Origin of the sequence: Serratia sp. JSRIV002 (assembly GCF_019968725.1) — a bacterium.
GTDB classification, from domain to species: Bacteria; Pseudomonadota; Gammaproteobacteria; order Enterobacterales; family Enterobacteriaceae; genus Chania; species Chania fonticola_B.
This window is the reverse complement of sequence record NZ_CP074143.1, coordinates 3,561,978-3,587,973: the sequence shown is the minus strand read 5'-3', so window position 1 is coordinate 3,587,973 and position 25,996 is coordinate 3,561,978. Positions and strand designations below refer to the sequence as shown.

The following is a 25,996-nucleotide window of genomic DNA, read 5'->3' as shown; positions in this document are numbered from 1 at the left end:
AAGCTGCGGCTTGAAACTCGTAGGGTGATGAGCCTTCAGGAGAACTCCGGATGAGCAAATTTCTAGACCGGTTCCGCTACTTCAAGCAGCTGGCCGAACCTTTCTCTGGCGGTCATGGCCAAACGCTGAACACCAACCGCGATTGGGAAGACGGTTACCGCAGCCGTTGGCAGCACGACAAAGTGGTGCGATCCACCCATGGTGTTAACTGCACCGGCTCCTGTAGCTGGAAAATCTATGTGAAAAACGGCCTGGTTACCTGGGAAACCCAGCAGACCGATTATCCACGCACCCGTCCTGATTTGCCCAACCATGAGCCCCGTGGCTGCCCACGTGGTGCCAGCTATTCCTGGTATCTCTACAGCGCCAACCGCCTGAAATATCCGCTGATGCGCAAACGCCTAATCAAGCTATGGCGCGAGGCTAAAGCCTTACACAGCGATCCGGTTGATGCCTGGGGTTCGATCGTTTCCGACCCGGAAAAAGCCAAAAGCTACAAAGTGGCCCGTGGCCGCGGTGGTTTTGTTCGTTCCAGTTGGCAGGAGGTCAATGAACTGATCGCCGCCTCCAACGTCTATACCGCCAAGACCTTTGGCCCGGACCGCATTATCGGCTTCTCGCCGATCCCGGCGATGTCGATGGTGTCTTACGCAGCCGGTGCCCGTTATCTATCGCTGATTGGCGGCACCTGCTTGAGCTTCTACGATTGGTACTGCGATTTGCCACCGGCCTCGCCGATGACCTGGGGCGAACAGACCGACGTGCCTGAATCCGCCGACTGGTACAACTCCTCGTATATCATTGCCTGGGGCTCCAACGTGCCGCAAACGCGCACCCCGGATGCCCACTTCTTCACCGAGGTTCGCTACAAGGGCACCAAAACCGTCGCGGTGACGCCAGACTACGCGGAAGTAGCCAAGCTATGCGACCAGTGGCTGAACCCGAAACAGGGTACCGATAGCGCCATGGCGCTGGCGATGGGCCACGTGATGCTTAAAGAGTTCCATCTGGATCGTGAAGTTGGCTATTTCCGCGACTATGTACGCCGCTACACCGATATGCCGATGCTGGTGATGTTGGAACCGCGCACCGAGGGCTATTACGCCGCTGGCCGCCTTCTGCGCGCCGCCGATCTGGTGGATGGCCTTGGGCAGGAAAACAACCCCGAGTGGAAAACCGTCGCGCTGGATCAGACCAGCGGTGAACTGGTGGCGCCGCAGGGCTCCATCGGCTTCCGTTGGGGTGAGAAGGGCAAATGGAACCTGGAACAGCGTGAAGGTAAAGCCCAGCAGGATGTGGTGCTGCAACTCAGCCTGCTAGGCAGCCATGATGAGGTAGTTGACGTTGGCTTCCCATACTTCGGCGGTGCCGAGAGTGAGCATTTCAACAGCGTGGCGCTGGACGACATCCTGCTACACAAGCTGCCGGTAAAACGCCTGCAACTGGCGGACGGCAGCCAGGCGCTGGTGACCAGCGTCTACGACCTGACGCTGGCTAACTACGGCCTGGATCGTGGTCTGAATGATGCCAACTGCGCCAACGGTTATGACGAAGTCAAAGCCTATACGCCAGCCTGGGCAGAACAAATCACCGGCGTATCACGCCACAACATCATCCGCATTGCGCGCGAGTTTGCCGAGAACGCCGAGAAAACCCACGGCCGTTCGATGATTATCGTTGGGGCCGGTGTCAACCACTGGTATCACATGGACATGACCTATCGCGGGTTGATCAACATGCTGATCTTCTGCGGTTGCGTTGGCCAAAGCGGCGGCGGCTGGGCGCACTATGTCGGCCAGGAAAAGCTGCGCCCACAAACCGGTTGGACGCCGCTGGCCTTTGGTCTGGATTGGCAACGGCCTGCGCGCCATATGAACAGCACCTCGTTCTTCTACAACCACTCCAGCCAATGGCGCTATGAGACGGTTGGCACCGAAGAGCTGTTGTCACCGATGGCGGACAAGAGCCAGTTTGCTGGCAGCCTGATCGACCTGAACGTGCGTGCCGAGCGCATGGGATGGTTGCCATCGGCACCGCAACTGGACACTAACCCGCTGTATCTGGCCGCTCAGGCTAAAGCGGCCGGTCAGACGCCGCTGGACTTCACCGTGGAGAGCCTGAAACAGGGCAACGTCCGCTTTGCTGCCGAACAGCCGGACAATCCGCAGAACTTCCCGCGTAACCTGTTCGTCTGGCGCTCCAACCTGCTGGGCTCCTCCGGCAAGGGGCATGAATACATGCTCAAATACCTGCTGGGGACCGAGAATGGCATCCAGGGCCAGGATCTGGGCCAACAGGGCGGCGTAAAACCGCAGGAAGTCGAGTGGTTGGATAACGGCGGCGAAGGCAAGTTGGATCTGGTCGTGACGCTTGATTTCCGCATGTCCAGCACCTGCCTGTATTCCGACATCGTGTTGCCCACCGCTACCTGGTACGAGAAAGACGATATGAATACCTCGGATATGCATCCGTTTATTCATCCGCTGTCTGCGGCTGTCGATCCTGCCTGGGATTCCAAGAGCGACTGGGAGATCTACAAGGGTATCGCCAAAGCCTTCTCCGAGGTGTGCGTTGGCCACCTGGGCCAGGAGACCGACATCGTCACGCTGCCGATCCAGCATGACTCCGCCGCCGAACTGGCACAGCCCTACGGCGTGAAAGACTGGAAGAAAGGCGAGTGCGAGCTGATCCCGGGCAAAACCGCGCCACACATCATGGTGGTAGAACGCGATTATCCCGCGACCTACGAGCGCTTTACCTCACTTGGTCCGCTGCTGGACAAGCTTGGCAATGGCGGTAAGGGCATCAGTTGGAACACCCAGACCGAAGTCGACTTCCTGAAAAAGCTCAACTACGTGAAGACCGAAGGCCCGGCAGTTGGGCGGCCTAAGATCGAAAGCGCTATCGATGCGGCGGAGGTGATCCTCTCGTTGGCACCGGAAACCAATGGGCAGGTGGCGGTGAAAGCCTGGCAGGCACTGAGCAACATTACCGGGCGCGATCACACCCATCTGGCGCTGAACAAGGAAGACGAAAAAATCCGCTTCCGCGATATTCAGGCCCAGCCGCGCAAGATCATCTCCAGCCCAACCTGGTCTGGCCTGGAAGACGAACACGTTTCTTACAACGCCTGCTACACCAACGTGCATGAGCTGATCCCATGGCGCACCCTGAGTGGCCGCCAACAGCTGTATCAGGATCACGAGTGGATGCGTGCCTTCGGGGAAAGCCTGCTGGTTTATCGTCCGCCGATCGACACTCGTGCCGCGCAGCCGTTGCTGAATAAAAAGCCGAACGGCAACAAAGAGAAGGCGCTGAACTTCCTGACGCCGCACCAGAAGTGGGGCATTCACTCCACCTACAGTGACAACCTGTTGATGCTGACCCTGTCACGCGGCGGGCCAATCGTCTGGCTGAGTGAGGACGATGCCAAAGATTTGGGCATTGAAGATAACGACTGGATCGAGGCCTTCAACGCCAACGGCGCGCTCACCGCTCGTGCGGTGGTCAGCCAGCGTATTCCGTCGGGGATGACCATGATGTATCACGCGCAGGAACGTATCGTGAACATTCCAGGCTCGGAAATTACCAGCCAGCGCGGCGGGATCCACAACTCGGTGACCCGCGTGTGCCCGAAACCGACCCATATGATCGGCGGCTATGCGCAGTTGGCCTACGGTTTTAACTACTACGGCACCGTTGGCTCGAATCGCGATGAGTTTGTGGTGGTGCGCAAAATGGACCATATCGACTGGTTAGACGGCGAAGGTAACGACTACGCGCAGGGCAGCCAGCAGGAGAAAGCCAAATGAAAATTCGTTCGCAAGTTGGCATGGTGCTCAACCTGGACAAGTGCATCGGTTGCCATACCTGTTCGGTAACCTGTAAGAACGTCTGGACCAGCCGCGAAGGCATGGAATATGCCTGGTTCAACAACGTGGAAAGCAAGCCGGGCATCGGCTATCCCAACGCCTGGGAAGATCAGGATAAGTGGAAGGGCGGCTGGATACGCAAAATCAACGGCAAGCTGGAGCCGCGCATGGGTAACCGCGTTGGCCTGCTGTCGAAGATCTTTGCCAACCCGGATGTTCCCGCGCTGGACGATTATTACGAGCCGTTCGATTACGACTACCAGAATCTGCACACTGCCCCGCAGGGCAAGCATCAGCCGATCGCCCGTCCGCGCTCGCTGATCACTGGTCAACGGATGAACAAGATCGAAAGTGGCCCAAACTGGGAAGAGATCCTCGGCGGTGAGTTCGACAAGCGTGCCAAGGACAAAAACTTCGACAACATGCAGAAGGCGATGTACGGCCAGTTCGAAAACACCTTCATGATGTATCTGCCACGGCTGTGCGAGCACTGCCTGAACCCGGCCTGTGTGGCGACTTGTCCGAGCGGTGCGATCTATAAACGCGGCGAAGATGGCATTGTGCTGATCGATCAGGATAAATGCCGCGGCTGGCGGATGTGCCTGACCGGCTGTCCGTACAAGAAAATCTACTTCAACTGGAAAAGCGGCAAATCCGAGAAGTGCATCTTCTGCTACCCAAGGATTGAGGCTGGCCAGCCGACCGTCTGTTCGGAAACCTGCGTGGGGCGTATCCGCTATCTCGGCGTGCTGCTGTACGATGCCGACCGCATTGAACAAGCGGCCGCTACAGAGAACGATAAAGACCTGTATCAGAGCCAAATGGATATCTTCCTCGATCCGCACGACCCGACGGTGATTGAGCAAGCGCTGAAAGACGGTATCCCGCAAGGGGTGATTGAGGCTGCGCAGCAGTCGCCGGTTTACAAGATGGCGATGGACTGGAAGCTGGCGCTGCCGCTGCATCCGGAATATCGCACCTTGCCGATGGTGTGGTATGTGCCGCCGTTGTCTCCGATCCAGTCGGCTGCTGATGCCGGTGAGTTGGCCCATAGCGGCGTGTTGCCTGATGTCGAAAGCCTGCGCATCCCGGTGCAATACCTGGCGAATTTGTTGACCGCCGGGGATACCGCTCCGGTGCTGTTGGCGCTGAAACGGATGTTGGCGATGCGCCACTACAAGCGGGCAGAAACCGTGGACGGCGTGGTGGATACCAGCGCGCTGGAGCAGGTGGGGCTGACAGAGGCGCAGGCGCAAGAGATGTATCGCTATCTGGCGATCGCTAACTATGAAGACCGTTTCGTCGTGCCTTCCAGCCATCGTGAACTGGCGCGCGAAGCCTTCCCGGAAAGCAAAGGCTGTGGCTTCAGCCTTGGCGACGGTTGCCACGGCAGCGACAGCAAGTTCAACCTGTTTAACAGCCGCCGCATCGATGCCATCGACGTGACGCAGAAAACCCCGCGCAAGGAGGATGCTTCATGATCGCTCTGCGAATTATTGCCCGCCTGCTGGATTATCCTGAGCAGGAACTGTTTGACCATCAGCAAGAGCTGGTGGAAGCCCTGGAACCGGCCTGTGAACTGGACTTGCATCACAGCGCCCAGTTGATTCTGTTTATCCGCCGCTTCTGTGCCCGTCCGTTGCTGGACGTTCAGGCGGAGTATTGCGAGCTGTTCGATCGTGGCCGTGCGACTTCACTGTTGTTGTTTGAGCATGTTCACGGTGAATCCCGCGATCGCGGCCAGGCTATGGTCGATCTGATGGCGCAATACCGCGAAGCCGGGCTGGAGATCGATAGCCGCGAACTGCCGGACTTCCTGCCGCTGTATCTGGAGTATCTGGCTAGCCGCAACAAAGAGGAAGCTCAGGGCGGATTGCAGGATATCGCCCCCATTCTGGCCCTGCTGGGTGCTCGCTTGCAGCAGCGTCAAAGCCCGTATGCGGTGCTGTTCGATCTGCTGCTGGTGTTGTCTGCTAGTGGCGTTGCAGCCCAAAGTCTGCAGCCGCAAGTTGCCGGTGAAACACGTGACGACACGCCACAGGCACTGGATGCCGTCTGGGAAGAAGAACAGATCAAGTTTTTGGGTGAGCAGGGTTGTGCTTCGGCGCAGCAAGCCACTCACCAGCGGCGCTTTGCTGGGGCGGTGGCGCCACAGTATCTGGATGTGGGCTCGATGACCACGGCAACCAAAGGACGCTAATCATGCACTTTATGACGCTTTTCTTCTTCGATATCTATCCGTATATCGCCGGGGCGATCTTCCTGATCGGCAGTTGGCTGCGTTACGACTACGGGCAATACACCTGGCGTGCTGGCTCCAGCCAGATGCTGGATAAAAAGGGCATGCGGCTGGCCTCCAATCTGTTCCATATTGGCATTCTGGGCATTTTTGCCGGGCATTTCCTCGGCATGCTGACGCCGCACTGGATGTATGAGTCTTTCCTGCCGATGGCCGTGAAGCAGAAAATGGCGATGTTTGCCGGTGGGGCCTGTGGCGTGATGATGTTGGTGGGCGGTGTGCTGTTATTAAAGCGCCGTCTGACCAACCCACGTATCCGCGCCACCAGTAGCGTAGGGGATATCCTGATCCTGACGTTGCTGGTCGTACAGGTGTGCCTGGGGCTGTTGACCATTCCGTTCTCTGCTCAACACATGGACGGCAGCGAGATGCTGAAGTTGGTCGCCTGGGCGCAAGCGGTGGTGACCTTCCATGGCGGTGCAGCTCAACACCTGGAAGGGGTTGCACTGATATTCAAGATTCATATCGTGCTCGGCATGACTCTGTTCCTGATATTCCCGTTCTGCCGCCTGGTGCATATCTGGAGCGTGCCGGTGGAATATCTGACTCGCCGCTACCAGTTGGTGCGTAACCGCCGTTAATTCCCCGCGTTACCCAGCGGCAAGGTCTTTGGACGTTGCCGCTGTTCGGTTTTCCCCGCATCAATACCCTTTTACCGTTGATTCAGTCATTGATTTTGGCCTGCCTTAGCCGCCCAGGACTTGGCCAAACAGCTTATTCTTATAGATCTCTTTTCGGCGTTGATCTAGGCTGTGCCATTAGGTTAACGGCATGGTTTACCAGGTTAGTTAAGCGAACGGAATCAATCAGTAAAAATTCCTGTTAGGATTTTCCTTATGCTGATGTTAAATAAGGGCTAGATCAAAAGAGCGTAAAAAGTTTGATTAATTACGCTGGATGCTAAGCCAAACGAGTTAGGGATAAGCAGACTGAACACCTATGACCATTGATAACCTGTCCCACCCCGTGCTGCCGCTGAAAATCATTGCGACAGGAGCGGCTTTGCCTCCCGGCTGCGTCGAATCTTCGGCGTTGGATCGGCAGTTGAACAAACCCGACGGCTATGTAGAAAAACGCTCGGGGATTATTCATCGCTTTCATGCCAGCAATCAGGCCAGCCAGGCTGAACTGGCCGTCGCCGCATTGGATGACGCGCTGGCTCGCCATACTATTGCGCGTGACTCCATCGATCTGTTGATCTCGGCCTCGGCCATTGCCGTACAGGCATTGCCCTTTAGTGCCGCGCATATTCTTAAAATCGCCGGCTTACCCTCAGGTACCGCAGGTTTTGATATCAATACCAGCTGCGTCAGCTTTATTAGCGCATTGCAGGTGGCGGCTGGGCTACTCAACGCAGGCGTTTACCGGCGTATTGCCATCGTCTCTGCTGATATCGCCTCGCGCGGTATCGACTGGGAAGATGAAGAGTCCTCACTGATTTTTGGCGATGGTGCCGCCTGTGCCATTGTGGAACGAGGCGATGGGCGCAGCGGGATTTTGTCCTACCTGATGGAAACCTACCCGGAAGGCAGTGATCTGTGTGAAATCCGCGCCGGTGGCACACGTCGTAACCCGCGTGCCGGGATGAACGACAGCGATTTTCTGTTCCATATGAAGGGTAAGCAGCTGTTCCGCCAGGCTTCGGCGCTGATTGAAGGCTACCTTGAGCGTTTGCTGAACGCCGCGGGGCTCACCTTGCCACAAATCGCCACCGTGGTGCCGCATCAGGCCAGCCATCTCTCGCTGGAACATATGCGCAAAAGGCTGCATGTAGCGCCAGAGGCGTTGGTGGATATCTATCGTTACCGGGGCAACCAGGTGGCGGCGTCAATTCCTTCCGCGTTGCACGAGGCGGCGATCACTGACAGGCTGAATGCCAATCAGCCGGTAATGTTGATCGGTACCGCTGCTGGGCTGACCCTGGGCGGCATGGTTCTGCTGCCATGAAAGTCTTGGTAACCGGAGCGACCAGTGGGTTAGGGCGCAATGCGGCCGAGTGGCTGCTGGCTACCGGACATCAGGTGCATGCCACCGGGCGTGATGAAGCCGTTGGCCGTGAGTTGGCGGCACTGGGGGCAAAGTTTACCCCGTTGGACCTGACCCGTGCTGGGGCGGAACAGTGCGAACAGCTGATGAAAGGGTATGACATTGTCTGGCATTGTGCCGCCAAATCTGCCCCGTGGGGCGATCGCAGGGCGTTTTTCCAGGCCAACACCTACGTCACGGAAAAGCTCGCCAAAGCTGCCGGGCGCTGTGGCGTGAAGCGCTTTATTCATATCTCGACCCCGGCGATCTATTTTGACTTTAAACATCATCACAACATTGCCGAGGGTGAATCTGCCCGCCGGTTTGCCAATCATTACGCCGCCAGTAAGTATGCTGCCGAACAGAGCATTGGTGCGCTGTTGCATCGCTATCCGCAAACCACGTACCTGATCCTGCGACCTCGTGGCCTGTTTGGGCCACATGACCGAGTGATAGTACCCAGGATCCTGGCCCAGATGCAGCGTGACAAAGGTGCTCTGCGCCTGCCCGGTGGCGGTAAAGCCTATCTGGATCTGACCTTTGTGCTCAACGTAGTGCATGCAATGGATCTGGCCAGCAACCGGCCGAATTTGCCTTCTGGCGGCATTTATAACATCACCAACCAACAGCCGCAGCGGCTGGAGGATATGCTGCACCAACTGCTGGCCCAGCAGCTAGGCTGGCAATATCGGGTGCAGGCATTGCCTTACCGGCTGTTGTGGGCGGTGGCAGGGGGCATGGAATTGATAGCCCATTTTACCGGCAAAGAGCCGATGCTGACGCGCTACAGCGCGGCGGCCGCCTATTTTGATATGACGCTGGATAACAGCCGCGCGATTGAAGAGCTGGGTTACCGGCCACGTTATAGCCTGGAGCAGGGGATAGAGCTGACAGGGCAATGGATGAAACAGCAGGGGATGGCGGCGCATGGCTAACATTACCCCCTTTGAAATCGGCTATTGTACCCACCTTGGCTGCATGGCGCTGCGTGGCTCGCCAATGCGTAGCTGCAAATTCCCCTCTCGTGCCTACCTGTTGGAGGTGGGAGAGCGTCGCTGGTTATGGGATACCGGTTATGCCAGCTATTTCCAACAGTACACCGCCAGCGGTATTTTCCGATTGTATAGCCAGATCACCCCGGTTTATTTCAGCCCACAGCAGGCGCTGCTTGAGCAGTTGCGGAGCCGGGGTGTCAGTGTGAGTGATATTGAGGCGGTGATTATTTCCCATTTTCATGCTGACCATATCGCTGGCCTGCGTGATTTCAGCAGCCTCAACATGATTTGTTCCGGTGAGGGCTGGCAGCAAACTCGAGAGCTGCGTGGCTTTGCCGCCCTGAAGCGGGCGTTTATACCGGGGTTGATCCCCGAGGAGTTTGAATCCGCATTGCAGTTTGTGGAGTCATTCCCGCTACAGAGTCTGCCAGCCGAACTGGCACCGTTCCAGCAGGGATATGCGCTGCCGGGCAGCGATGGGCAAATCTTCATTGTTCCTCTGCCAGGGCATGCTGCGGGCCACCTTGGCGCCTTTGTCCAAACCGACGCGGGCTGGACGCTGCTGGCAAGCGATGCCGCCTGGTCGCCGCTGAACTACCAGCAACTGCGTGGCCCTTCGCGGCTGGCGAACCTGATCATGGACAACCCGCGTAGCTACTACCAAACCCTTGAAGCGCTCAACCAGCTGCATCACGGCGGCGCGGCGGAGATCCTGTTGTGCCATGAGGGGGATTTATGATCCCGCTGATGACGCTGTGGCACTATCTGCGAGCGCGCAGGCTGCATTTCACCGAACGGGCAGAACTGGAGGCTTACCAGGCGCGTCAGTTAAAACGCTTTGCCCGCCGGGTATTGGCGTATAGCCCCTATTTCCGGCCATACTGTCTGTTACCTGTGAGCGAATGGCCAGAAATGGACAAAGCGATCATGATGACGCATTTTGATCGGATGAATACCGCCGGGCTGCAACTTGAGGCGCTGTTGGCCTGTGCCCGGCGCAGCGAAACCGATCGCGACTTCACTCCAAAAGTGGGCAAATACAGTGTAGGTCTATCGACCGGCACCTCCGGGAGGCGCGGCGTATTTGTGGTCAGCCCGCAGGAGCAGCAGATCTGGGCTGGCGGTATGCTGGCCAAAATGCTGCCGCAAGGGGTATTTGCCGGTGAGCGTGTCGCGCTGTTTCTGCGTGCGGACAACAATCTGTATCACAGCGTCAACAACCGCTGGTTGAGCCTGACGTTTTACGATCTGTTTGCACCCTTTGCCGAGCACTTACCGCAGATTGAACGGGAGCAACCCACCATCGTGGTCGCACCTGCGCAGGTATTGTGCGCGTTGGCTCATGCGGTCGAACGGGGCGAGTTACAACTACAGGTGAAAAAGGTGATCTCGGTGGCTGAGGTGCTGGAGCCGCAGGATCGCCAACTGCTAAAGCGGGTATTTGCCGACGTGGGCGAAGTCTATCAGGCCACCGAAGGTTTTCTGGCTGCCACCTGTAGCCACGGCACCTTGCATCTGAACGAAGAGTTTATTCACGTGGAACCACAGTGGATCGATGAGCAACGCTTTACCCCGCTGATCACCGATTTTACCCGCCGTACGCAGCCGATCGTACGTTATCGGCTGGATGATATTTTGGTTCGGCGTAAAGAGCCTTGCCCGTGTGGCCAGGCCAGCATGGCGTTGGAGCGGATTGAGGGACGCTGTGACGATCAACTGATGCTGCCAGGATTGCAGGGGGAGGCGCAGCGAGTCTTTGCCGATTTGTGCCGCCGGGTGATTGCCAACGCGTTGCCCGCCGTGGCGGATTATCGCCTGACCCAGTTGTCTGGCCAGCGGCTGCACCTGATGGCCGACTGCAGTCCGGAAGAACTGGTACATTGCCAGCAGCAACTGATTGCGCTGTTTACCCAGCAGGGTATCGCGGTGCAGCAACTGGAATGGCAACTGACCGCGCAAAGCATCATGCCGCAGTTCGATGCCAAACGCCGACGTATCGTACGGTTGCCGGAGGTGCCATGAAAGAGGTGATCTATCGCCTATGGCAAATGCTGCTGGGTTGGGGCTTTGTCGGCCTGATTTATAACAGCACTGACCGATGGCAAGGCGCTGGTTATCAGCTGACGCCGAGTTGGCTGGATCGTGCCATTCCCTTCAGCCCGCATGCTATCTGGCTATACCTGTCTTTTTTCCTGATCGTTCCGCTGTGCTATCTGCTGTGTCCGCTGAGCCGGATCAAATGGCTTAGAAGCTCAATGCAGCTTGCCGCTCTTGTTGCGGGGGCCATCTATCTGCTGTGGCCGACGACGATGGACTACCCGGTCGATCAGGGCAGTTCACTCAGCTCAACCATGCTGGCGGCATTGATCGGGATTGATTCCAAACAAAACTGTTTACCTTCTTTGCATATAGCCTTGACGGCCCTGGCCGTGTGGGCCGTGGCGGACAGCCGGAAAAAATGGCGCAGCGTACTGTTGTCGGTTTGGGGAGTGGCGATTGCCTTCTCTATTCTGCAACTGCGCCGTCACCTGTTGGTGGATTTGCTCAGTGGAGCGGTGTTGGCCATGGCCGTAGGCTATGCCTGCCAGCATGTTCGATGGATTGTCAGTGATTATCGTCAGGGAGAACGACCATGACCGATCTGGTAATACCGATAATATTTATGCTGTGCGTGGTGCTGGGCGAAGCCCTGTGGCTGCAAAAGCGCAACCGGGGCAGCGTTGATTGGCACGATGTGATCTTCAACCTCAACTCCGGGCATATCATGCTGTGGCTGTTCCGGGGGCTGGAGATCTTCTGCTATGGCTATGTGGCGACCCATTACAGCCTGGGCCTGGTAGATAGCTGGCCGGTCGCGCTGGTGTGGCTGTTTGCCCTGCTGGCGTGGGACTTTGGTTTTTACTGGTTACACCGTCTGCATCACCGTTTCCGCCTGCTGTGGGCGGTGCATGTGGTGCATCACCAAGGCGAACACTTCAATCTGTCGTTGGGCGTGCGTAACTCGTGGTATTCGTCATTAACGTCGATCCCGTTCTTTATGCTGCTGGCGTTGGCCGGTGTGCCGCTTTCGGTATTTATCACCGTTTCGATCCTGCACTACGGCATTCAGTTGTTTAACCATAATGCGCTGACCCCAAAACTGGGCTGGCTGGAAAAAATCTTCGTTACTCCGGCGCACCATCGGGTGCATCACGTCAACGATCTGGCCTATTCCAACCGTAATTTTGGCGGCAGCTTTATCTTCTGGGACAAGCTGTTTGGCACCTTTGGCCCATCGCTGCCGACCGAACCTTTCGCCTATGGCGTACGCGGGGAGAAATCGTCGGCTAACCCGTTCTGGGCCAGCAATCAGCCGTTTTTACGTTACTTCAAACTGCCTTGCAAACCCTCGGCCAATAGCGCCCGTTTCCGCAGTTCCGCCTGGTGTATGGTGAGTGGTGCGTTGCTGCTGTTCGCCCTGGTGCTGGGCTACGTGTATCGTTTCGGGTACGGCTACAACGGCCTGACCGGCGAGCAGGCGGTACTGTTTATGCTGTTGGCGGTAGGTGCGGTGGCGCTGGGTGGGATTGCCGAAGGCCGTAGCTGGGGCGTAAAGGTCTGGTTACTGGTGGCGTTGGCCGCTCCACTGCTGTTGCTGCTGGCGCTGGGTTGGCACCAACCTTACTGGTGGATGATGACCTGCGGCATTGCCGTGCATGGCTGCGCCGTTGCTGCTGGCTGGGGACGCCAGAAGGAGGCAGTGCATGGCTGATTCGTTGCCGCCACTCTCTTTCCCTGCCGATGGGGAACAGGCCTTTCATCGTGAACTGAAACGCCGGGCCCATGCTTATCTGAGCGGTCGTAACGATCACCGCTTTGCCGATGTGACCCGCTGGGCCAAAGCTATCGTTCTACTGTTGTTGTGTGTGGGGTTCTACCTGCTTAGTCTGATGCAGCAGCAGGGGCTGGCGTTTATGCTGTGCTACTTTGCCTTTGTCATGATGGGCATGTTGCTGAACGTCAACGTCAATCATGACGCTTCGCATAACGCGTTCGCCCGCACTCCTTGGGTGAATCGCCTGGCGGGGCGTTTGGTGACGATCCCGCTGGGGGTCGATCCGGACTATTGGCGGACAAGGCACGTCAGCTATCACCATGTTTATGCCAACGTCGAACATTACGATCTGGACACCGAAGAGAACGGCTTTTTCCGCCAGACGCCGTTCCAGCAATGGCGAGCGCACATGCGCTATCAGCACCTTTACTGGCCGCTGATTGCCGCCTTGTCGCTGCCCTATATCGCGCTGGTGTTTGATTGGTCAGACCGGTTGGGCAAAACCCCGTTGGCCGCCGAGGGTGTGCTGGCCGGACGCAAGGGCTGGGCGGTGTTTATTGCCAGCAAACTGTGTCACATAGTGGTGGTGCTGGTGATCCCGTTGGTGGTTTGCCAGCAACACGGCATTGGCTGGCAAACGGTGCTGATCGCCTATCTGTTGAGCCAGATGTTAGCCTCGCTGCTGGTGGTGTTCTTACTGCTGGGTACCCACTGGGCGCAGGCTGAGTTTTACGCGGTGCCAGAAGGAGGCCAAATGCCGCAGGGCTGGTATCGGCACAACTTTGCCACTGCCTGCGACTGGGAAACCTCGCCGAAGTGGTTGCATCATCTGACCGGCGGGCTGAATTATCATCTCACCCATCATCTGTTCCCCGGCTGGAATCACCGCCATTATCCAGCGCTAGCCGCCATTCTGGCTGAACTCGCGCCACGCTATGCCATGGATTATCGCTGCATCAGCTATCGTGAGCTGTTGCAACAGCAGCAACGCTTCCTACGTACGATGGGGCAACAGCCTCTATGAAGATGCCAGACACCACGCCGCTGCGGCCCTTGGCGTTCCAAAGGGAGAACCGCGACATTCATCTGGCGCTGATGCGTGGCAGCCAGGCTTATCTGGCGGAGCGGGGCGACCATCGCTTTGCCGACCGTGGGATGTTCGCCAAGGTGTTGCTGCTGATCCTGGTGTGCGCGGGCTTTTATGCACTCAGTTTGCAACAGCAAAACGCCTGGGCCTATTTCGGCTGCTACGTCGGTTTTATTTTCTCCGCCATGATGTTGACGGTGAACGTGGTGCACGACGCCTCACACAATGCCTTTTTCAAACAGGCACGGCTGAACCACTGGCTTAACTTTATTGTGAGCATCCCGTTGGGGCTGGATGCGGACTGTTGGCGGGTGCGTCACGTTATCTTCCACCATGCCTACAACAATATCGAAGGTTACGATCCGGATATTGAGCCTAACGGCGTGCTGCGGCAAACGCCGTTCCAGCAGCGCAAAACCTTTATGCGTTTGCAGCAATACTACTGGCCGATGGTGGCGGCACTGACTTTCCCGTATTACATCTGGCTGTTTGACTGGTTGGATCGGGCTGGCAAAACGCGCATGACGCCCAAGATGATGTTGCAGGGGAGCAAAGGCTGGGGCGTTTTCTTGCTGAGCAAGCTGGCACACTTCACGTTGGCGTTGGCAATCCCGCTATGGCTGATGCCGCCTGAGGTCAGCGCCACCGCGATCTGGCTAACTTACCTGCTGAGCCAGATGCTGTCGTCGTTGGTGTTTGTGATGCTGATTGTGGGTACCCATTGGGCCAAAGCCAATTTTTATCAGGCTCCCGAACAGGGCAAGATGGTGCATGGCTGGTATCAACATCTGTTTGCCACCACCTTCGACTGGCAGGCCACGCCACGCTGGGTTGGTTACTGGCTGGGCGGTGCCAACCTGCACCTGACCCATCATCTGTTCCCACATTGGAGCCATCGGCATTACCCTGCCTTGGCGAAAATCATTGCCGAGGTTGCGGCCCAACACGGGCTGGATTATCAGTGCCTGGATCTGAAAACGCTGTTGCGGATGCAACAGCGTTTTTTGGGGGCGATGGGGAAGCAGTAGGAACTATTCCGGCTTCATCCCGGCGGCGGTCATCAGCAGGCGAAATAGCGAAGCGACCAAAAACAGCCCCAGGACGCTGGCACTCCAGATAACCACCAGCCAGCCGACGCGTTTCCACCAGGGAATGGTAGCGGTGTTCTCATTCATCGTCTTATTCATCATCAGTGATACCCATCCTCATGGCTCACCTTGCCGCGGAACACGTAGTAGCTCCAGAAGGTGTAGACCAAAATAATCGGAATAATAAACAGCGCGCCCACCAGCATAAAGCCCAGGCTTTGTAGCGGCGCAGCGGCTTGCCACAGGGTGATGGTCGGTGGGATCAGCAGCGGCCAGATGCTGATACCCAGACCGCTTAGTCCCAGAAACACCAGCAGCAGCGTCAGCAGGAACGGTGAATAGTGGGCATCGTGACGTACGCCGTGCCAGATCCCCCAGGCGCTGAGCAGCACCAGCAGCGGCACCGGCAGCAGCCAGAACAGGTTCGGCAGGCTGAACCAGCGGGTCGCAATTTCAGGGTGAGCGATCGGCGTCCAGACGCTGACGGCCAGCAGGATTAGCAGCAGGCTAACCAGCAGGGGAGTGGTCAGACGATGCATCCGGGTCTGCAAGCTTCCGGCAGTCTTCATCACCAACCAGGTGCAGCCGAGTAACGCATAGGTCACTACCAGGCCCAAACCGCAGAACAGGGCGAACGGAGTGAACCAGTCGAAGGGGCCACCGACATAGGCACGGCCTTCCACCGGGAAGCCGTCGATAATCGCCCCTACGACCACGCCCTGGCAGAAGGTGGCCAGGATTGAACCGCCGATAAACGCCTTATCCCAGATATGGCGTTTTTCCGGTTTGGCCTTGAAGCGGAACTCAAAGGCTACGCCGCGGAAGATCAGGCCAAACAGCATCAGCGTGAGGGGAATGGCCAACGCATCCAGGATCACCGCATACGCCAGTGGGAAAGCGCCAAACAGGGCAGCCCCGCCAAGCACCAGCCAGGTTTCGTTGCCGTCCCATACCGGTGCTACGGTATTCATCATCACATCGCGATCGTGGCTATCTTTCACCCATGGGAACAGAATGCCGATGCCCAGATCAAAGCCGTCCATGACCACGTACATCATGGTGCTAAACACGATGATCACAAACCAAATCAACGGAAGATCGATACCCATGTTCAGCTCCTGTCGTCCAAAGTTTCGTGTACCGCTGAGAGCGGACGTGCCGGAGTGCCGTGGCCGCTTGGCTCGTCACCTTCATGGGCCTGCGGGCCTTTGCGGATCAGGCGCATCATGTAGGAATAACCGACGCCAAACACCGAGCAGTAGACGGCGATAAAGGCCAACAGGCTCACGCTCATATGGATGTCGCCATGGGCAGAGACGGCATCGGCGGTGCGTTGCAGCCCGTAGACGACCCATGGCTGGCGGCCAATCTCGGTGGTGAACCACCCCGCCAGCAAGGCGATCAGCCCCGAAGGCCCCATCCACAGAATGAAGTACAGGAAGGGTTTGGACTGATACAGTCCGCCGCGCCAGCGTAGCCACAGGCTCCACACGCCAGCCAGGATCATCAGCATGCCCAGCGCCACCATGATCCGGAACGACCAGAACACTACGGTGGAGTTGGGGCGATCTTCTGGTGCGAAGGATTTCAACGCCGGAACCTGCTCGGTAAGGCTGTGGGTGAGGATCAGGCTGCCTAGGTAAGGGATTTCCACCTTAAAGCGGGTTTCTTCACGCTCCATATCCGGCCATCCGAACAGGATCAGCGGAGTGGCCTCTCCCGGCGGGTTTTCCCAGTGGCCTTCGATGGCGGCGATTTTGGCCGGTTGATATTTCAGCGTATTGAGGCCGTGTGCGTCGCCGATCACCGCCTGGATAGGGGCGACGATCAGCGCCATCCACATAGCCATTGACAGCATCTTGCGCATGGCTGGCGTATCACGGCCACGCAGCAGGTGCCAGGCCGCCGAGGCACCGATAAAGAAGGCCGATGACAGGAATGCCGCGGTGGTCATATGCAGCAGGCGGTAAGGGAAGGACGGGTTGAAGATCACTTTGAACCAGTCAACCGGCACGACCACGCCGTTGATGATCTCGTGCCCCTGCGGGGTCTGCATCCAGCTGTTGGAGGCCAGGATCCAGAAGGTGGAGATCAGCGTGCCGAGTGCTACCATGCAGGTGGCAAAGAAGTGCAGGCCGGGGCCAACACGATTCCAGCCAAACAGCATCACGCCCAGGAATCCGGCTTCGAGGAAGAAGGCAGTCAGCACTTCATAGGTCAGCAGTGGGCCGGTGATACTGCCGGCAAATTCGGAGAAAAAGCTCCAGTTGGTGCCGAACTGATAGGCCATCACCAGGCCGGAAACCACGCCCATGCCGAAGTTGACGGCGAAGATTTTGGACCAGAAATGGTACAAATCCCGGTAAGCCTGATTGCCGGTTTTCAGCCATAGGCCTTCGAGCACCGCCAGATAGCTGGCCATGCCGATGGTGATCGCCGGAAAGATAATGTGGAAGGAAACGGTGAAGGCGAACTGGATCCGTGCCAGCTCCAATGCATCAAGTCCGAACATGGAGCCTCCTTGATTTGTTCATAATCGGCCTCTTAGGAAAGCGAAAGCTTGCTTATTAAAACTTGCGCTAAGTAGAGCATGGAGTAGAGTAACGATAACAGTGACAGTTATTTTACTTTTTCCTATAACAGTTGGAATTGTATGACCAGATATGAACAGCTTGCCCAGCAGATCCGCGAACAGATCCAGAACCGGGTATGGCGTGCCGGGGATAAACTGCCCTCGCTGCGGGAAAGTGGCAAACGTGCCGGGCTGAGCCTGATGACGGTGGTGCAGTCATACCAGCTACTGGAAAGCCAGGGCTGGATCGTAGCGCGGCCGCAGTCTGGTTACTATGTGGCGGCCCGTTCACAGGCGTTACCACAGCCCATTCGGGGTGAGAAACTGCTGGTAAGCGAACAGGTGGATATCAACGCCTTTATCTTTGACGTGCTACAAGCCTGTAAGGATCCAGAGATTGTGCCCTTCGGTTCGGCTTTCCCGGATGCCACCCTGTTTATGCAACCCAAGTTGGCCAGGGCGCTGAGCAGCGTAGCCCGAAAATTCACACCTCACAGTTCCCTTGCCAATCTGCCGCCCGGCAACGAGGCATTGCGTCGCCATATTGCCCAACGCTATGCGCTGAATGGGATGCAGGTCTCCCCTGATGAGATTGTGATCACCGCCGGAGCGATGGAGTCGTTAAGCCTAAGCCTGCAAGCGGTGACGCAGCCGGGGGACACGGTGGCGATTGAATCCCCGGCATTTTACGGCGCGTTGCAGGCGCTGGAACGCCTGAAACTGAAAGCGGTGGCGATCGCTACCCACCCGCAGCACGGAATCGATCTGGATTCGTTACAGCAGGCGATTGAGCAGTATCCGATCAAGGCCTGCTGGCTGATGACCCATTTCCAGAATCCGCAAGGGTCGAGCATGTCGGATGAGAATAAACAACGGCTGGTGACGATGCTGCGCGAGCATCAGATCTCGTTGTTGGAAGACGATGTGTACGGCGAGCTCTATTTCAGCGCCGAGCGCCCCTTGCCAGCCAAGGCGTTGGATCAGGGCGGGCAGATTTTGCACTGCTCGTCGTTCTCAAAATGTCTGGCTCCGGGATTTCGCGTGGGTTGGGTAGCCGCAGGGCGATATGCACCGCAAATTCAGCGCTTGCAGTTGATGAGCACTGTTTCAACCAGCGTGCCGACCCAGATGGCGATTGCCGATTATCTGCTGCATGGCGGTTATGATACCCATCTGCGTCGCCTGAGGCGTTTATTGGCCCAGCGCCAAAGTGCCATGCATCAGGCGATCGCCCAACACTTCCCGCCGACGGTGAAGGTCAGCCAGCCGGACGGAGGCTATTTCCTGTGGCTGGAGCTGGAGGCGACACAGTCATCCATGGAGCTCTACCAGCGTGCGCTGGCAGAGGGCATCAGTATTGCGCCGGGGCGAATGTTCACCACCGGCGATCGTTTCAACCACTGTTTCCGCCTGAACGCCTCCTTTGAGTGGAGCGACAGGCTTGAAACCGCCATCAAGACCTTGGCCAGGCTGATCCGTAGCCTGGATTAGGCCAGGTAATGCTTCAATGCACGTCCGGCCTGATGAATAGCCGAATGCACCGCCGGAACCTGGGCGAGTGGGTTTAACAGGCCGTAATCGTGGATCAGCCCATTGTAGCGAGTGGCGGTCACCTCGACGCCAGCCGCGTTCAGCAGGCGGGCATAGGCTTCCCCCTCATCCCGCAGTACGTCCAGTTCGGCGGTCTGGATCAGCGCGGGTGGCAGCCCTTGCAGCTGTTCCAGGCTTGCATTGAGCGGTGAGGCGTAGATCTCCTTACGCTGGGCCTTGTCGGTGGTGTAGTTGTCCCAAAACCACTTCATCATATTGCGCGTCAGGAAATGGCCTTCAGCAAACTGATGAGAGGAATCGCGATCAAAACTGGCGTGGGTGACCGGCCACAGCAGGATTTGGCAGCGCAGTGCCGGCGTGCCTCGCTCTTTAGCCATCAGGCTGACCACCGTCGCCATATTACCGCCAACGCTATTACCTACTACCGCCAGCCGTGTACCGTCGACGTTGATCTTTTCTCCGTATTCCGCCACCCATTCCGTCGCCGCGTAGGCTTGCTCGATGGCGGTGGGATACTGGGCTTCTGGCGACGGTGTGTAATTGACAAACACCGCGACCGCTCCGGAACTGTAAACCAGATCGCGCACCAATCGTTCGTGAGTCGGGAAGTCACCCAATACCCAACCACCGCCGTGGAAAAACATGAATACCGGCAATTTACCTTTCACTCGTGGCGGGCGCACGATGTGCAGCAGGATGTCCTGACCGGCCACGTGAATGGTTTTCTCTTCGATCTCGACCTCACGCTGTACCACCTCGACGCTGCGTTGCGCGCCTTCCAACACCTTACGTGCCTCCTTCGGCTTCATCTGCTCCATCGGTTTGCCGCCGCTGGCATTCAACTCCGCCAGAAAGGCGGCTACGTCTTTGACCGCTGCGGGCTGGGTGGCATCAAAGGTTTTCTTGCTCATGTTGGGATCCTTAAGGTTGAGGAGGAACATTGAGTACGGGGTAACTTATCAGTGTAGTCAAAGACTGGGAGTGTGCCCTCACCCCAACCCTCTCCCATAGGGAGAGGGAGCTGATAGCTCCTGCTCATTTGGAAGTAAAGTGCTCCTCTCAGCAAACGCATCTCCTCATGCAAAGGTGAATCACCACAGTTTCAAATCCACTCGATCGGCCCCCAACAAAAGGACGAACACCCAGATAAATTGTGGCACGGACTGTCCCCTTGTATGTTTAAGGTACTTTAATTACCCGCCCAAAGGCGGGTAGACTTTAACCGAGTTGTACCTGACGCTACAGCCCGATTCCCCTCTGGGACAACAAGCCCGTGGGAGAGCTTATGGCGTGGCGTCAGTTTTCCTGTTAACCCGAACAGCTGCCAGGGCGGCATCAGCCAGCCCGTATCTTACAAGGCCGGGAGACTTGAAATGACTGAACATGCAACCGTCGGTATCGACATTGCCAAAGACACTTTTGACGTATACATCGACCCAACTCGTCAGCTTCTGCATCTGGATAACACACCGGAAGGCCATCAGCAGTTGCTGAGTTCGCTCTCTGCCATCACCGTCAAGCTTGTCGTGATGGAGGCGACAGGCCGATATCACTCGTTGCTGGCCGCCACGCTTGAGTTGGCTGGGTTACCCGTGGCCGTGGTCAATCCACGCCAGGTAAAAAACTTCGCTCGTGCGCTAGGGACCCTGTACAAAACCGACCCGAATGATGCGCGTATCATCTGCGAGTTTGGCCGGAGAATGGAGCCCGAAGCCCGCCCCACACCGGATGAACAGACGCAGCGTCTGGCCGGGATGGTGACCCGCCGTCGCCAACTGGTCGATAACAGGACCATGGAGATAAACCGCTATAAAAGCTGCGATGACGTGGTGGTCTCAGCGGGCATCAAGCGGCATATCGACTGGCTGACCGCTGAAATCCGGGATGCAGATGACGATATCGACAGGCAAATAAAAGTGATGCCTCTGTGGCGGGAAAAGGCGACGTTGTTGGAGGAAGTCAAAGGTATCGGGCCGACAACGATGGCGGTGCTTCTTGCGATGTTGCCGGAGCTGGGGAGGCTGAATCGGCACAAAATAAGCGCGTTGGTTGGCGTGTGTCCCTATGCCCATGACAGTGGAAAAATGAAAGGGAAGCGAAGTATCTGGGGAGGGCGAAGCGCGGTGCGTTCAGCGCTATACATGGCGACCTTGTCAGCGGTGCGGTACAACCCGACAATCCGGGAGTTTTACGAGCGCCTGACAGGGCGTGGAAAACCGTTCAAGGTGGCGGTGACCGCCTGCGTGAGAAAGCTGCTAACCATCCTGAATGCGATGCTGCGGGATAATAAAAAATGGGTGACAAATTAATCATCACCCGTTGATTTTAAACACAGCTGCTCTCCCTGTGGGAGAGGGTTAGGGTGAGGGGCATTTTGCTGCGCTAAATGAGGGCGCATTGCACAATTGCGGTGCAAAAGGGCGCCGATCCCGCCATCTCACGCAATTATTTTTGCGAGCAGGATCAGAAAAGCGAAAGAATTTTGCGATTGAATAGGATTTCTCCGTCGCTGATGATTTTAGGCCCTATTTTTGCCATTAATCATTACAAATGCATAATTATTGAATATTTATGCAATATAACTCCTTGTTTTAACGAAAAAAATTGGTAAATCCGTCAAAAACCCCGTTCTGGCACGATAGCTGCTCTACACTATTTATCAAATGGGCTGTATTTTAACTACTCATTAACATTTATTCCCCGCTCCGGGGCGCTAAATGCGGCATTAATAGTGAATAACCGATTTTATGTAACAGGTTTGTATCTGAATAGGCGGCGCTGAGCAGCATTATCGTCGGCCAGAAAAGACACCGGATAATAGGGTTAATTTGCTTTTTCGCCGGCCTTGCGCCACCAGAGCGGTCCTTACCGCCAAAATTCAGCCTTTGCTGACGTTATGAGGTCATTATGGAACAGCCAATCGCAGTTACCCGCCAGTCTTTCGACGACTGGATGATCCCGGTTTATGCCCCTGCGGACTTTATTTTGGTGCGGGGAGAAGGCTCACAGGTTTGGGATCAGCAGGGGAAATCCTATATTGATTTCGCCGGAGGCATTGCCGTCAACGCCCTGGGCCACGCCCATCCGCAGGTGTTGGCCGCGCTGGTCGAACAGGCCGGCAAGCTTTGGCATCTGGGCAACGGTTATACCAACGAGCCGGTGTTGCGCCTGGCCAAACAGCTGATTGATGCCACCTTTGCCGACAAGGTATTTTTCTGCAACTCCGGTGCGGAAGCCAACGAGGCCGCGCTGAAGCTAGCGCGAAAATATGCACTGGATAGTGGTAACAGAGAAAAGAACCAGATCGTCGCGTTCAATAACGCGTTTCATGGTCGCACCCTGTTTACCGTTTCTGCCGGGGGCCAACCAAAATACTCACAGGATTTTGCGCCACTGCCTGGCGGTATTACCCACACGCCGTTTAACGATCTGGCCGCCGCTGCTCAGGTGATTAACGACCGTACCTGCGCGGTGATCGTTGAGCCGATTCAGGGCGAGGGCGGTGTGGTACCGGCACAAGCGCAATTCCTGCAAGGGTTGCGTGAACTGTGCGATCGCCACGGCGCACTGCTGATCTTTGATGAGGTGCAAACCGGCGTGGGCCGAACTGGCTCGCTGTATGCCTATATGAATTACGGGGTGGTACCGGACGTGTTGACCACCGCCAAGGCGTTGGGCGGCGGTTTCCCGATCGGTGCGATGATCACCACCGACAAACTGGCAAAAACGCTGGGCGTCGGCACTCATGGTACCACCTACGGCGGCAATCCGCTGGCAGCGGCAGTGGCTGGGGTGGTGTTCTCGCTGATTAACACACCGGAGGTGCTCGATGGGGTGAAGCAGCGTCTCGAATGGTTTATCGCCGGGCTGACGGAAATCAACCTACAGTATCCGATCTTTAGCGAAATCCGCGGGGCGGGTCTGTTAATTGGTTGCGCTCTGAACCCGGAATATGCCGGTAGAGCCAAGCAGATCACCCAACTGGCTAACGAGGAAGGGGTGATAGCCCTGATCGCGGGTCCGGACGTGGTGCGCTTTACGCCTTCGCTGATCATCCCGGAACAGGATGTGAAAGAGGGGCTGGCGCGATTCGCGCGTGCTGTGGCGCGGATTTGCAGCTAATCAAGGCGGCTGCGCCCGGTGCGCAGCCGATGACTTCCGAGGTTCGCATTATGATGATTATCCGCCCCATAGAGCGTCGTGACCTGGCTGACCTGCTGACGCTCGCCGGTAAATCCGGTATTGGCCTCACCTCTTTGCCGCAGAATGAAGAGACGCTGTCGGCACGTATTGAGCGGGCGTTAAAAACCTGGCAAGGCGAACTTCCCCAAAGCGATCGCTGCTATCTGTTTGTGATGGAGGATACCGAACGGCAACAGGTCGTTGGCGTCAGTGCGATCGAAGTCGCGGTTGGGCTGACCGAACCCTGGTATAGCTTCCGCGTCGGTACCCAGGTGCATGCCTCAAAACAGCTTAATGTCTATAAATCGGTGCCAACGCTGTTTTTAAGCAACGATCATACCGGTCATTCGGAACTCTGTACGCTGTTTCTCGATCCGGACTATCGGCATGGTGAGAATGGCAAGCTGCTGTCAAAGGTTCGCTTCCTGTTTATGGCCGCATTTCGCAATCAATTCTCCCGCAAAGTGATAGCGGAGATGCGCGGTTATTCCGATGAAAATGGCCGTTCCCCCTTCTGGGAAAGCGTTGGCCGCCACTTCTTTTCTATCGAGTTCGCCAAGGCGGACTACCTCAGCGGCACCGGGCAAAAGGCGTTTATCGCTGAACTGATGCCAAAACACCCGCTGTATGTCGACTTTCTGGCCGAAGATGCGCAGAAGGTGATCGGCGAGGTTCACCCGCAAACCGCACCAGCGCGCAAGCTGCTGGAAGCCGAAGGGCTGCGCTATCAGGGCTACGTCGATATCTTTGACGGGGGCCCGACGCTGGAAGCCGAGATCGACGAGATCCGCGCGGTCAAGCGCAGCAAACTGGTGAAGGTGGTGCTGGATGAGGCACAGGTATTCAACGAAGCCCCAGCCTACCTGGTGGCCAACGACAACTATCAGAATTATCGCGCCCTGTTGGTGCATGCCCAACTGCATGATGATCGCCTGCGTATCAACGCCGAAACGGCAGCGGCGCTGGGCGTCGAGCAGGGGAGCCCGGTACGGGTCATCAAGCTTATCGCTCAGGAGAAAGTGTAATGTCGCATCCTGCATTGTTAATTAATGGCGTCTGGCTGGCTGGCCGAGGCGCTGAGTTCAGCAAAACCGATCCGTTGGATAACCTACCGCTATGGCAAGCCAATGCGGCCAATATTGACGACGTGGCTGCGGCCTGCGCAGCTGCACGCGAGGCTTTTCCTGCCTGGGCTCGCACGCCATTTGCGCAGCGCGAACAGTTGGTAAAACGCTTCGCGGCGTTACTGGAAGAGCATAAACAGCATCTGGCCGAGACCATCAGCCGTGAAACCAGCAAACCCCGCTGGGAAACCTTGACCGAAGTCCAGGCGATGATTGGCAAGGTGGGCATTTCATTACAGGCCTATCAGGCACGAACTGGGGTGACGGAAACCGCGATGGCCGACGGAGCCTCGGTGTTACGCCATCGGCCGCACGGCGTATTGGCGGTGTTTGGCCCGTATAACTTCCCTGGTCACTTACCGAATGGGCATATCGTTCCGGCGCTGTTGGCGGGCAACTGCGTGGTGTTCAAACCTAGCGAATTGACGCCGTTAACGGCGGAGGTGACGTTACAGCTATGGCTGCAGGCGGGGCTTCCGGACGGGGTGATCAATCTGGTACAGGGGGGGCGTGAAACCGGTGAGGCCTTGGCAAGCTGTGCTGATATTGATGGGCTGCTGTTTACCGGCAGCGCAGGCACCGGTTATCACCTGCATCGCCAGTTGGCCGGTCAGCCAGAAAAGATCCTGGCGTTGGAGATGGGTGGCAACAACGCGCTAATCGTCGAACAGGTTGAAGATTGTGACGCGGCGGTGAATCTGGCCATTCAATCGGCGTTTATTTCTGCCGGGCAGCGCTGTACCTGTGCTCGCCGCATCTTGGTGAAAAATGGGCCGCAGGGTGATGCCTTTATTGCACGCCTGGTTCAGGTGGCATCTACACTGCGCATTGGCCGTTGGGATGCTGAACCTCAGCCGTTTATGGGCGGGGTGATTTCCTCCTCTGCGGCAGAGAACATGCTGGCAGCTCAGCACCATCTGTTGGCATTGGGTGGCAAAGCCTTGTTGACCATGAAATCGCTGGAGAGCGGTAGTGCGTTATTAAGCCCTGGGATTATCGATGTGACCGGCGTGGAGGACGTGCCAGACGAAGAATATTTTGGCCCGCTGACTACGATCATTCGTTACGACCATTTCGACCAGGCGTTGCGCATGGCTAATAACACGCGCTATGGCCTGTCTGTCGGGCTGGTGTCCCCGCAGCGGGAGCAGTTCGAACGGCTGCTGCTGGAGGCGCGAGCCGGTATTGTCAACTGGAACAAGCCGCTGACCGGGGCTTCTAGCGCAGCACCTTTCGGTGGTGTGGGGGCTTCCGGCAACCATCGGCCAAGTGCGTTCTATGCGGCAGATTACTGCGCCTGGCCGATGGCGTCGCTGGAAAGTGCCAGCCTGACGCTACCCACCAGCCTGTCACCGGGTCTGATATTTAACTGATCGTTCGGCAGTTT

At 57.0% G+C, this 25,996-nt stretch carries 21 protein-coding genes; 17 read left to right on the top strand and 4 right to left on the bottom strand.

The genetic code is table 11. The annotated features are described in order from the left end of the window. Window positions 1–50: 50 nt before the first annotated feature. The 12 genes from KGP26_RS16865 (at window position 51) to KGP26_RS16810 (ending at window position 15,120) form a co-directional block, all read left to right on the top strand. On the top strand, window positions 51–3,812 hold the full coding sequence (locus KGP26_RS16865) for a nitrate reductase subunit alpha (protein ID WP_166732792.1): 3,762 nt from the start codon (window positions 51–53) through the stop codon (window positions 3,810–3,812). Continuing rightward, the gene (narH, locus tag KGP26_RS16860) at window positions 3,809–5,353 is read left to right on the top strand and encodes a nitrate reductase subunit beta (protein ID WP_223499957.1); all 1,545 of its coding nucleotides are present in this window, start codon (window positions 3,809–3,811) and stop codon (window positions 5,351–5,353) included. The genes KGP26_RS16865 and narH overlap by 4 nt, the downstream gene beginning before the upstream one ends. Continuing rightward, window positions 5,350–6,072, top strand: a complete 723-nt coding sequence (gene narJ, locus KGP26_RS16855; protein WP_094983214.1) for a nitrate reductase molybdenum cofactor assembly chaperone — start codon at window positions 5,350–5,352, stop codon at window positions 6,070–6,072. Before narH ends, narJ begins: the two co-directional genes overlap by 4 nt. Before the next feature lie 2 nt (window positions 6,073–6,074). Then, window positions 6,075–6,752 (top strand): respiratory nitrate reductase subunit gamma, encoded by a 678-nt coding sequence (gene narI / locus KGP26_RS16850; RefSeq protein ID WP_094983215.1) that lies wholly within the window; start codon window positions 6,075–6,077, stop codon window positions 6,750–6,752. A gap of 358 nt (window positions 6,753–7,110) precedes the next feature. Continuing rightward, window positions 7,111–8,118: a 3-oxoacyl-[acyl-carrier-protein] synthase III C-terminal domain-containing protein gene (locus KGP26_RS16845; protein WP_021805671.1), complete on the top strand. Its 1,008-nt coding sequence runs from the start codon at window positions 7,111–7,113 to the stop codon at window positions 8,116–8,118. Beyond that, window positions 8,115–9,131 carry an NAD(P)-dependent oxidoreductase gene (locus KGP26_RS16840; RefSeq protein WP_021805670.1) on the top strand — a complete coding sequence of 339 codons (1,017 nt, stop codon included), beginning with the start codon at window positions 8,115–8,117 and terminating at the stop codon, window positions 9,129–9,131. Before KGP26_RS16845 ends, KGP26_RS16840 begins: the two co-directional genes overlap by 4 nt. Next, a complete protein-coding gene (locus tag KGP26_RS16835) occupies window positions 9,124–9,930 on the top strand; it encodes an MBL fold metallo-hydrolase (RefSeq protein WP_021805669.1) in 807 nt (268 codons plus the stop codon). Before KGP26_RS16840 ends, KGP26_RS16835 begins: the two co-directional genes overlap by 8 nt. Then, window positions 9,927–11,213, top strand: coding sequence for a F390 synthetase-related protein (locus KGP26_RS16830; protein ID WP_094983217.1), 1,287 nt, complete (start codon window positions 9,927–9,929; stop codon window positions 11,211–11,213). Before KGP26_RS16835 ends, KGP26_RS16830 begins: the two co-directional genes overlap by 4 nt. Next, the gene (locus KGP26_RS16825; RefSeq protein ID WP_021805667.1) at window positions 11,210–11,827 is read left to right on the top strand and encodes a phosphatase PAP2 family protein; all 618 of its coding nucleotides are present in this window, start codon (window positions 11,210–11,212) and stop codon (window positions 11,825–11,827) included. Before KGP26_RS16830 ends, KGP26_RS16825 begins: the two co-directional genes overlap by 4 nt. Then, window positions 11,824–12,942: a sterol desaturase family protein gene (locus KGP26_RS16820; RefSeq protein ID WP_223664306.1), complete on the top strand. Its 1,119-nt coding sequence runs from the start codon at window positions 11,824–11,826 to the stop codon at window positions 12,940–12,942. Before KGP26_RS16825 ends, KGP26_RS16820 begins: the two co-directional genes overlap by 4 nt. After that, the gene (locus KGP26_RS16815; RefSeq protein ID WP_021805665.1) at window positions 12,935–14,029 is read left to right on the top strand and encodes an acyl-CoA desaturase; all 1,095 of its coding nucleotides are present in this window, start codon (window positions 12,935–12,937) and stop codon (window positions 14,027–14,029) included. The genes KGP26_RS16820 and KGP26_RS16815 overlap by 8 nt, the downstream gene beginning before the upstream one ends. 2 nt (window positions 14,030–14,031) lie before the next feature. Beyond that, window positions 14,032–15,120, top strand: a complete 1,089-nt coding sequence (locus KGP26_RS16810; RefSeq protein ID WP_037375557.1) for an acyl-CoA desaturase — start codon at window positions 14,032–14,034, stop codon at window positions 15,118–15,120. 3 nt (window positions 15,121–15,123) lie between these two features. Here the strand turns inward: KGP26_RS16810 and KGP26_RS16805 are convergent, their stop codons facing one another. Genes KGP26_RS16805 through KGP26_RS16795 form a run of 3 tightly spaced genes read right to left on the bottom strand, consistent with a single transcriptional unit; the run spans window position 15,124 to window position 17,692 of the window. Next, a complete protein-coding gene (locus KGP26_RS16805) occupies window positions 15,124–15,267 on the bottom strand; it encodes a DUF2474 domain-containing protein (RefSeq protein ID WP_094983222.1) in 144 nt (47 codons plus the stop codon). Between the two features lie 14 nt (window positions 15,268–15,281). Beyond that, window positions 15,282–16,289, bottom strand: coding sequence for a cytochrome d ubiquinol oxidase subunit II (gene cydB / locus KGP26_RS16800; RefSeq protein WP_059201083.1), 1,008 nt, complete (start codon window positions 16,287–16,289; stop codon window positions 15,282–15,284). Window positions 16,290–16,291: 2 nt separating this feature from the next. Continuing rightward, the gene (locus KGP26_RS16795) at window positions 16,292–17,692 is read right to left on the bottom strand and encodes a cytochrome ubiquinol oxidase subunit I (protein ID WP_059201082.1); all 1,401 of its coding nucleotides are present in this window, start codon (window positions 17,690–17,692) and stop codon (window positions 16,292–16,294) included. Between the two features lie 141 nt (window positions 17,693–17,833). On the opposite strand from KGP26_RS16795, the gene KGP26_RS16790 reads away from it, so the two are divergent. After that, window positions 17,834–19,243, top strand: a complete 1,410-nt coding sequence (locus KGP26_RS16790) for a PLP-dependent aminotransferase family protein (RefSeq protein WP_021805660.1) — start codon at window positions 17,834–17,836, stop codon at window positions 19,241–19,243. On the opposite strand, the gene KGP26_RS16785 is transcribed toward KGP26_RS16790, so the two are convergent. Continuing rightward, window positions 19,240–20,214 carry an alpha/beta hydrolase gene (locus KGP26_RS16785; RefSeq protein WP_223664304.1) on the bottom strand — a complete coding sequence of 325 codons (975 nt, stop codon included), beginning with the start codon at window positions 20,212–20,214 and terminating at the stop codon, window positions 19,240–19,242. The genes KGP26_RS16790 and KGP26_RS16785 overlap by 4 nt on opposite strands. A 462-nt stretch (window positions 20,215–20,676) precedes the next feature. Here KGP26_RS16785 and KGP26_RS16780 point away from each other — a divergent pair, with 462 nt between their 5' ends. From KGP26_RS16780 to astD, 4 genes are all read left to right on the top strand, one after another. After that, window positions 20,677–21,612, top strand: coding sequence for an IS110 family transposase (locus tag KGP26_RS16780; protein WP_059199132.1), 936 nt, complete (start codon window positions 20,677–20,679; stop codon window positions 21,610–21,612). Window positions 21,613–22,210: 598 nt separating this feature from the next. After that, entirely contained in the window at window positions 22,211–23,425 is a 1,215-nt protein-coding gene (locus tag KGP26_RS16775) for an aspartate aminotransferase family protein (protein ID WP_223664302.1), read from the top strand. 50 nt (window positions 23,426–23,475) lie between these two features. Further along, window positions 23,476–24,510, top strand: coding sequence for an arginine N-succinyltransferase (astA, locus tag KGP26_RS16770; RefSeq protein ID WP_021805657.1), 1,035 nt, complete (start codon window positions 23,476–23,478; stop codon window positions 24,508–24,510). Beyond that, on the top strand, window positions 24,510–25,982 hold the full coding sequence (gene astD, locus KGP26_RS16765; RefSeq protein ID WP_223664301.1) for a succinylglutamate-semialdehyde dehydrogenase: 1,473 nt from the start codon (window positions 24,510–24,512) through the stop codon (window positions 25,980–25,982). The genes astA and astD overlap by 1 nt, the downstream gene beginning before the upstream one ends. Window positions 25,983–25,996: the final 14 nt, after the last annotated feature.

Bases quoted from the DNA above. Each gene is read 5' to 3' on its own strand.
- KGP26_RS16865 (WP_166732792.1), top strand. From the start codon at position 51: ATGAGCAAATTTCTAGACCGGTTCCGCTACTTCAAGCAGCTGGCCGAA.
- narH (WP_223499957.1), top strand. From the start codon at position 3,809: ATGAAAATTCGTTCGCAAGTTGGCATGGTGCTCAACCTGGACAAGTGC.
- narJ (WP_094983214.1), top strand. From the start codon at position 5,350: ATGATCGCTCTGCGAATTATTGCCCGCCTGCTGGATTATCCTGAGCAG.
- narI (WP_094983215.1), top strand. From the start codon at position 6,075: ATGCACTTTATGACGCTTTTCTTCTTCGATATCTATCCGTATATCGCC.
- KGP26_RS16845 (WP_021805671.1), top strand. From the start codon at position 7,111: ATGACCATTGATAACCTGTCCCACCCCGTGCTGCCGCTGAAAATCATT.
- KGP26_RS16840 (WP_021805670.1), top strand. From the start codon at position 8,115: ATGAAAGTCTTGGTAACCGGAGCGACCAGTGGGTTAGGGCGCAATGCG.
- KGP26_RS16835 (WP_021805669.1), top strand. From the start codon at position 9,124: ATGGCTAACATTACCCCCTTTGAAATCGGCTATTGTACCCACCTTGGC.
- KGP26_RS16830 (WP_094983217.1), top strand. From the start codon at position 9,927: ATGATCCCGCTGATGACGCTGTGGCACTATCTGCGAGCGCGCAGGCTG.
- KGP26_RS16825 (WP_021805667.1), top strand. From the start codon at position 11,210: ATGAAAGAGGTGATCTATCGCCTATGGCAAATGCTGCTGGGTTGGGGC.
- KGP26_RS16820 (WP_223664306.1), top strand. From the start codon at position 11,824: ATGACCGATCTGGTAATACCGATAATATTTATGCTGTGCGTGGTGCTG.
- KGP26_RS16815 (WP_021805665.1), top strand. From the start codon at position 12,935: ATGGCTGATTCGTTGCCGCCACTCTCTTTCCCTGCCGATGGGGAACAG.
- KGP26_RS16810 (WP_037375557.1), top strand. From the start codon at position 14,032: ATGCCAGACACCACGCCGCTGCGGCCCTTGGCGTTCCAAAGGGAGAAC.
- KGP26_RS16805 (WP_094983222.1), bottom strand. From the start codon at position 15,267: ATGAATGAGAACACCGCTACCATTCCCTGGTGGAAACGCGTCGGCTGG.
- cydB (WP_059201083.1), bottom strand. From the start codon at position 16,289: ATGGGTATCGATCTTCCGTTGATTTGGTTTGTGATCATCGTGTTTAGC.
- KGP26_RS16795 (WP_059201082.1), bottom strand. From the start codon at position 17,692: ATGTTCGGACTTGATGCATTGGAGCTGGCACGGATCCAGTTCGCCTTC.
- KGP26_RS16790 (WP_021805660.1), top strand. From the start codon at position 17,834: ATGACCAGATATGAACAGCTTGCCCAGCAGATCCGCGAACAGATCCAG.
- KGP26_RS16785 (WP_223664304.1), bottom strand. From the start codon at position 20,214: ATGAGCAAGAAAACCTTTGATGCCACCCAGCCCGCAGCGGTCAAAGAC.
- KGP26_RS16780 (WP_059199132.1), top strand. From the start codon at position 20,677: ATGACTGAACATGCAACCGTCGGTATCGACATTGCCAAAGACACTTTT.
- KGP26_RS16775 (WP_223664302.1), top strand. From the start codon at position 22,211: ATGGAACAGCCAATCGCAGTTACCCGCCAGTCTTTCGACGACTGGATG.
- astA (WP_021805657.1), top strand. From the start codon at position 23,476: ATGATGATTATCCGCCCCATAGAGCGTCGTGACCTGGCTGACCTGCTG.
- astD (WP_223664301.1), top strand. From the start codon at position 24,510: ATGTCGCATCCTGCATTGTTAATTAATGGCGTCTGGCTGGCTGGCCGA.